The following is a 5,583-nucleotide window of genomic DNA, read 5'->3' as shown; positions in this document are numbered from 1 at the left end:
CCCGATCCTCATGGCGGTCTGGAAGCTCGCCCCGGCCCTGGCGGCCGGCAACGCCATCGTCCTCAAGCCCGCCGAACAGACGCCCGCGTCCATCCTGCTCCTGATGGACATCATCGGTGACCTGCTGCCGCCGGGCGTGCTCAACGTCGTCAACGGCTTCGGCGTGGAGGCGGGCAAGCCGCTGGCCTCGAACCCGCGCGTGCGCAAGGTCGCCTTCACCGGTGAGACCACCACGGGCCGGCTGATCATGCAGTACGCGTCGGAGAACCTCATCCCGGTCACCCTGGAGCTGGGCGGTAAGAGCCCCAACATCTTCTTCGAGGACGTGGCCGCCGAGCGCGACGCGTTCTACGACAAGACGTTGGAGGGCTTCACGATGTTCGCCCTCAACCAGGGCGAGGTGTGCACCTGTCCGTCCCGTGCGCTGATCCAGGACTCCATCTACGACGGGTTCATGGCCGACGCCCTGGAGAGGGTGGGTCGGATCAAGCAGGGCAACCCGCTGGACACCGACACCATGATGGGCGCCCAGGCCAGCAACGACCAGTTGGAGAAGATCCTGTCCTACATCGACATCGGCCGTCAGGAGGGCGCCAAGGTGCTCACCGGTGGCGGCCGGGCCGAGATGGAGGGCGACCTGGCGGGCGGCTACTACGTCGCCCCCACGGTCTTCGAGGGGCAGAACAACATGCGGATCTTCCAGGAGGAGATCTTCGGCCCCGTGGTCTCGGTGGCCCGGTTCGACGACTACGCCGACGCCATCAAGATCGCCAACGACACCCTGTACGGGCTCGGCTCGGGTGTGTGGTCGCGCAACGGCAACACCGCCTACCGGGCCGGCCGCGACATCCAGGCCGGCCGTGTGTGGGTGAACAACTACCACGCCTACCCGGCGCACGCCGCCTTCGGTGGCTACAAGCAGTCGGGGATCGGGCGCGAGAACCACAAGATGATGCTCGACCACTACCAGCAGACAAAGAACCTGCTGGTCAGCTACTCGGATCAGGCGATGGGGTTCTTCTGATGGGCACCTCCGGCGGCGAGACCACGGTGGAGCGGGTGGCGGTCACCGACCCCGCGGCATCCCTGCTGCGGGAACTGACCGCCGACCACGGTCCGCTGATGTTCCACCAGTCCGGCGGCTGCTGTGATGGCAGCTCACCGATGTGCTATCCGCTGGGGGAGTTCCGTACCGGAGCCTCCGACGTGCACCTCGGAGACCTGGACGTGGGGCTGCCGGAGCCGGTGCCGGTGTGGATGTCCCGCTCGCAGTTCGAGCTGTGGAGCCACACCCACCTGACCATCGACGTCGTTCCCGGACGGGGGTCGGGGTTCTCCGTGGAGGCCCCGACCGGACAGCGGTTCCTGATCCGGTCCCGGTTGATGAGCGACGAGGAGGCGGTTCGACTGGACGCAGAGACCACTACCGAATAAGAGAACCGGGGCCGGTCGGGAGGAGGGGACCCGACCGGCCCCGGTCATGCCTTCGTGAGGACTAGGAAACGGTGTCCTCGGAGGTGTCGGGGACGGAGCGTCGGGTGGCCAGCCGGTCCGCGAGTTCGTCGGTGCTCACCAGATCCCGGCGGATCCGACCGGTCCGGTATCCGACCCGGGCCACGATGTGAGCCGCCACAGGCACCGTCACCACCTGGAACAGCCCCACCAGGAACAGCGTGCCGAAGCTGAAGACACCGGTCTCCTCCGCGGGGAGGAGACGCAGACCGATCCCCAGCAGTACCAGCAGCAACCCCAACACCTGGGGCTTGGACACGGCGTGCATCCGGGACAACAGGTCGGGGAAACGGATCAGGCCGATGGCGGCGATGAAGGACAGCAGTGCCCCGGCCAGGATGCACAGGATCGCGACCCGGTCCAGGACCTGAACGAACTGTTCGCTCACGACGTCTCCCCCTTTTCCTCGACCGTGTTCTCCACGACCGGGAGCACGACCTGTTCATCCTCGTCGTCCCCCTCCGCACGCCGGGCGACGAACTTGGCGACGCTGATCGAACCGACGAAGCCCAGCAAGGACAGCACCAGCAGGGTGGGCAGCACCGTGGGGTCGCGGTTGAAGGCCGCGAAGGCGCCGAGGCCGGTCACGGCGAAGGCCAACAGGGCGTCGACGGACAGCGCGCGGTCGAGGATGCTCGGCCCCAACAGGAGCCGGACCATGCCCAACAGCGCGGCCGCACCGAGCAGGACGGCGATGACGATCCACAGGGTGTTCACGCGTTCCTCCGCTCGGTGGCCAGGGCGGCCTCCAGTTCGGCGATGTTCTCCCGGGTGCCGATTCCGCGGGCGATGCGTTCCTCCAGTTCGTGGACGCCCCTCTTCGCCTCGGCCGCCTCCTCTTCGTTCTGCGCGCCGAGCACGTGCACGTACAGGATGCGTTCGGGCTGGGAGGCCTCCACGATCACACTGCCCGGAATGATCGAGGTGGCGATGGCGACGCACACCATGATCAGGTCGGATTCGGTGCGCATCCGCACCGCCACCACCGAACTCTGTACCGGGGGCCCGGGCCGGAACACCCAGGCGCTCACGTCGACGCTCGCGGCGAACATCTTGCCGAGGATGTACAGGACCATGTAGGGGCCCTGCAACGGCCAGAACCGGAAGCCCGGAACGATCGGCGGCAGCGGGAACACCATCATGATGAGCACCGACACCAGGAAGCCCAGGACGGCGATGCCCAGTGTCTCCGGGCGCAGCCGGAAGGCGTCGAACAACAGCATCCAGACCACGGTCATCCCGAGGGCGACGGGGATCTGTACCTTGCCGATGCGGCTGCGCAGGGCACGCGCACCGATCTTCTTCTTGATCTGTAGAGCGTTCATCGGGACCCTCCGAGGACCGCCTCGATGTAGGGCGTGCGTTCCAACAGGTCGGTCGCGGCGTCCGACGAGTAGCCGATGAGCGGTCCGGCGAACACGGTCATGGCCAGACCGAAGGCGACCAGACCGATCGTGGCCCCCACCATGCTCCTGGGCAGGACCACCGAGGTCACCACAGGGGTGGCCGCGGTCGAGGTGTCGCTCAGTCGCGAGGACGGGCCGACGGCCTCACCCGGGCCCAGGGCCGCGGTGGAGTCGTCCTCCTCCTCGGTGTCCTCCAGGATCGTGCCGGGCTCGGCGACCATGCCCTCGGACGGGGTGCGCCAGAACGCGTAGTTCCACACCCGCGCGATGACGTACAGCGTCAACAGGCTGGTGAGCACCGAGGCGCCGACCAGCGTGTACGCCAGCGGGGTGCCCGCGTCCACACCGGCCTGCATCAGCCCGACCTTGCCGAGGAAGCCCGACAGCGGTGGGATGCCGCCCAGGTTCATCGCCGGGATGAAGAACAGGATGGCCAGGAGCGGCGCCATCTTCGCCAGGCCGCCCAGGTGGTCCAGCGCGGTCGACCCGCCCCTTCGTTCGATCAACCCCGTCACCAGGAACAACGTGGTCTGCACGGTGATGTGGTGGGCGATGTAGTACACGGCGCCCGCCATCCCCAACTGACTGCCGAGCGCCACACCGAACACCATGTAGCCGATGTGGCTGATCAGGGTGAACGACAGCAGACGCTTGATGTCGGTCTGCGCCACGGCGCCCAGGATGCCCAGGATCATCGTCGCCAGCGCCACCCACATCAGGGCGTCGTTGAGCTGTTCGCCGGGGAAGAACAGGGTCTGCGTCCGGATGATCGCGTACACGCCCACCTTGGTGAGCAGTCCCGCGAACACCGCGGTGACCGGTGCCGGCGCGGTGGGGTAGGAGTCCGGCAGCCACGCGGCCAGCGGGAAGACCGCCGCCTTGATACCGAAGGCGACCAACAGGATGACCTGTAGGACCAGCGCCAACTCCGAGGAGATCTCGGGCAGTCGCTCGCCCAGCTGCGCCATGTTCACGGTGCCGGTCGCGCCGAAGACGAGCGCGATACCGATCAGGAACAGCACCGACGAGACCAGCGACACCACCACGTAGATGGCGCCCGCCCGCATCCGTGACTGCGTACCGCCGAGCGTCAGCAGTACGTAGCTGGCGGTCAGCAGGATCTCGAAGCCGACGTACAGGTTGAACAGGTCACCGGCGAGGAAGGCGTTGGAGACACCGGCCACCAGGATCAGGTAGGTCGGTTGGTACACCGAGAGCGGCGCGACCTCACCCTTGCCGGCCATGCCCTGACCGATCGAGTAGATCAGCACGGCCAGGGTGATGGCCGCGGAGACCGTCACCAGGAGCGCGGACAGTCGGTCGGCCACGAGCGTGATGCCGACCGGGGTCTCCCAACCGCCCACCTGGACGGCCTGGGGCCCGAACATGTCGGCGCCCACCATCAACGCGGCACCGATCAGCAGGACCAGCGTCAACGCGATGACGCTCAGCCACTGCTGGAAACGGGGCCGGCGAATACCCATCGCGAGCTTGACACCGGCCGCGAAGAGCGGCAACACCACCGGCAGGGGAACGAGGTAGTGCAGGATTCCGGCGAGGTAGTCCCATTCCATGGTCAGTCGTTCCCTTGCAGGTCGCTGTCTTCCGCGCGGGCCAAGCGTTCACGCTCGGCCCGCATGGTCTGACGTGCCTGACGCCGCTGCGAACGGATGCGACGGCGCAGCTCGCGCCACAGCTCACGTTCGGCGGCGCGGTCGGCGCGCCTGTGCTCCCGCAGTCGCTTGCGCCCCATGCGGATCCGGCCGCGCAGTTCCGTCACCTGGTTGACCATGCTCTGTCGACGGTGGGTCAGACGACGCATGGTCTCCTGGGACTGCTCGTCGATGTCGCCGTCCTCGGCTTCGACCTCGAACCTGGCGAGCTCGGCCTGGGCGGCCGCGATCTCCGCCTTGATGCGGGCCTGTTCGGCCAGCTCCTGGGCGTCGGCCGCGGCGATGGTGGCCTGGAGTTCGGCCCGCTGCCTGCGGATGTCCGCGCGCAGCCGGCGGCGTTCCTGCAGGAAGCGCTGGCGCACCGCGCGACGGCCCTCGCCCTGCACGATACGGAGGTCCTCGGCGTCGTCCTGGACCTCGTCGTTGCCCTCCAACTGCCAGCTCCGGTAGGCCAACGCCAACAGGAACGCGGTGATGCCGAGGGTGATGACGATGGCCGTCAGGATCATCGCCTGTGGCAGCGGATCGGTCATCTCGTTGATGTCGTCGGTGAACCACCGGATCGGAGGACCGCCCGGCCGCCCGGCCATCGCCAGGATCATCAGGTTCACGCCGTTGCTGAACACGATGAAGCCCAGTAGCACACGGGTGAGGCTGCGCTCCAGCATGAGGACGACGCCGACCGCGACGAGGACACCCACGACGATGACGAGTGTCAGGCTTGGCGACTCGTTCACGAGGTGACCTCCTCGGTTCGTGTGGGGGTTCTCGGACCGATGGCCTCCGAGTGCGCGGCGTCCCGTTCGATCTGTTCGTCGATGCGGGCGCCGAGACTGCGCAGGATGTCCAGGATCAGTCCGATGACCAGCAGGTACACACCGATGTCGAACAGCGTCGAGACCGTGACGTGCGCTTCGCCGAAGATCCCGAAGTTCAGGTAGTGGTCCGCTCCGGCGAGCACGTCGTCGAGGAAGATCGCCCCGCCGATCGCC

General features: G+C 67.4%; 8 protein-coding genes. 2 read left to right on the top strand and 6 right to left on the bottom strand.

The genetic code is table 11. From position 1 onward, the window contains the following. Together adh and K8V84_RS25695 are read left to right on the top strand one after the other, a co-directional pair. Positions 1-1,024 (top strand): aldehyde dehydrogenase (gene adh / locus K8V84_RS25700; protein WP_304079519.1); only part of this gene is annotated, 1,024 nt, incomplete at its 5' end. Continuing rightward, a complete protein-coding gene (locus K8V84_RS25695) occupies positions 1,024-1,434 on the top strand; it encodes a DUF779 domain-containing protein (protein ID WP_304079517.1) in 411 nt (136 codons plus the stop codon). The genes adh and K8V84_RS25695, both read left to right, overlap by 1 nt. Positions 1,435-1,495: 61 nt before the next feature. On the opposite strand, the gene mnhG is transcribed toward K8V84_RS25695, so the two are convergent. From mnhG to K8V84_RS25665, 6 genes are all read right to left on the bottom strand, one after another. Then, positions 1,496-1,900 (bottom strand): monovalent cation/H(+) antiporter subunit G, encoded by a 405-nt coding sequence (mnhG, locus tag K8V84_RS25690; protein ID WP_304079515.1) that lies wholly within the window; start codon positions 1,898-1,900, stop codon positions 1,496-1,498. Next, entirely contained in the window at positions 1,897-2,229 is a 333-nt protein-coding gene (locus K8V84_RS25685; protein ID WP_304079513.1) for a monovalent cation/H+ antiporter complex subunit F, read from the bottom strand. The genes mnhG and K8V84_RS25685 overlap by 4 nt, the downstream gene beginning before the upstream one ends. After that, positions 2,226-2,837 (bottom strand): Na+/H+ antiporter subunit E, encoded by a 612-nt coding sequence (locus tag K8V84_RS25680; protein ID WP_304079511.1) that lies wholly within the window; start codon positions 2,835-2,837, stop codon positions 2,226-2,228. The genes K8V84_RS25685 and K8V84_RS25680 overlap by 4 nt, the downstream gene beginning before the upstream one ends. Further along, entirely contained in the window at positions 2,834-4,492 is a 1,659-nt protein-coding gene (locus K8V84_RS25675; RefSeq protein WP_304079509.1) for a Na+/H+ antiporter subunit D, read from the bottom strand. Before K8V84_RS25675 ends, K8V84_RS25680 begins: the two co-directional genes overlap by 4 nt. Before the next feature lie 2 nt (positions 4,493-4,494). Continuing rightward, positions 4,495-5,328, bottom strand: a complete 834-nt coding sequence (locus tag K8V84_RS25670; RefSeq protein WP_304079507.1) for a Na(+)/H(+) antiporter subunit C — start codon at positions 5,326-5,328, stop codon at positions 4,495-4,497. After that, positions 5,325-5,583 (bottom strand): hypothetical protein (locus K8V84_RS25665; RefSeq protein WP_304079504.1); only part of this gene is annotated, 259 nt, incomplete at its 5' end. The genes K8V84_RS25670 and K8V84_RS25665, both read right to left, overlap by 4 nt.

It is taken from the genome of Nocardiopsis listeri (assembly GCF_020741345.1).
GTDB lineage: Bacteria > Actinomycetota > Actinomycetes > Streptosporangiales > Streptosporangiaceae > Nocardiopsis > Nocardiopsis listeri_A.
This window is presented reverse-complemented; position numbering and strand designations above follow the sequence as displayed.

Bases quoted from the DNA above. Each gene is read 5' to 3' on its own strand.
- K8V84_RS25680 (WP_304079511.1), bottom strand. From the start codon at position 2,837: ATGAACGCTCTACAGATCAAGAAGAAGATCGGTGCGCGTGCCCTGCGC.
- K8V84_RS25695 (WP_304079517.1), top strand. From the start codon at position 1,024: ATGGGCACCTCCGGCGGCGAGACCACGGTGGAGCGGGTGGCGGTCACC.
- K8V84_RS25675 (WP_304079509.1), bottom strand. From the start codon at position 4,492: ATGGAATGGGACTACCTCGCCGGAATCCTGCACTACCTCGTTCCCCTG.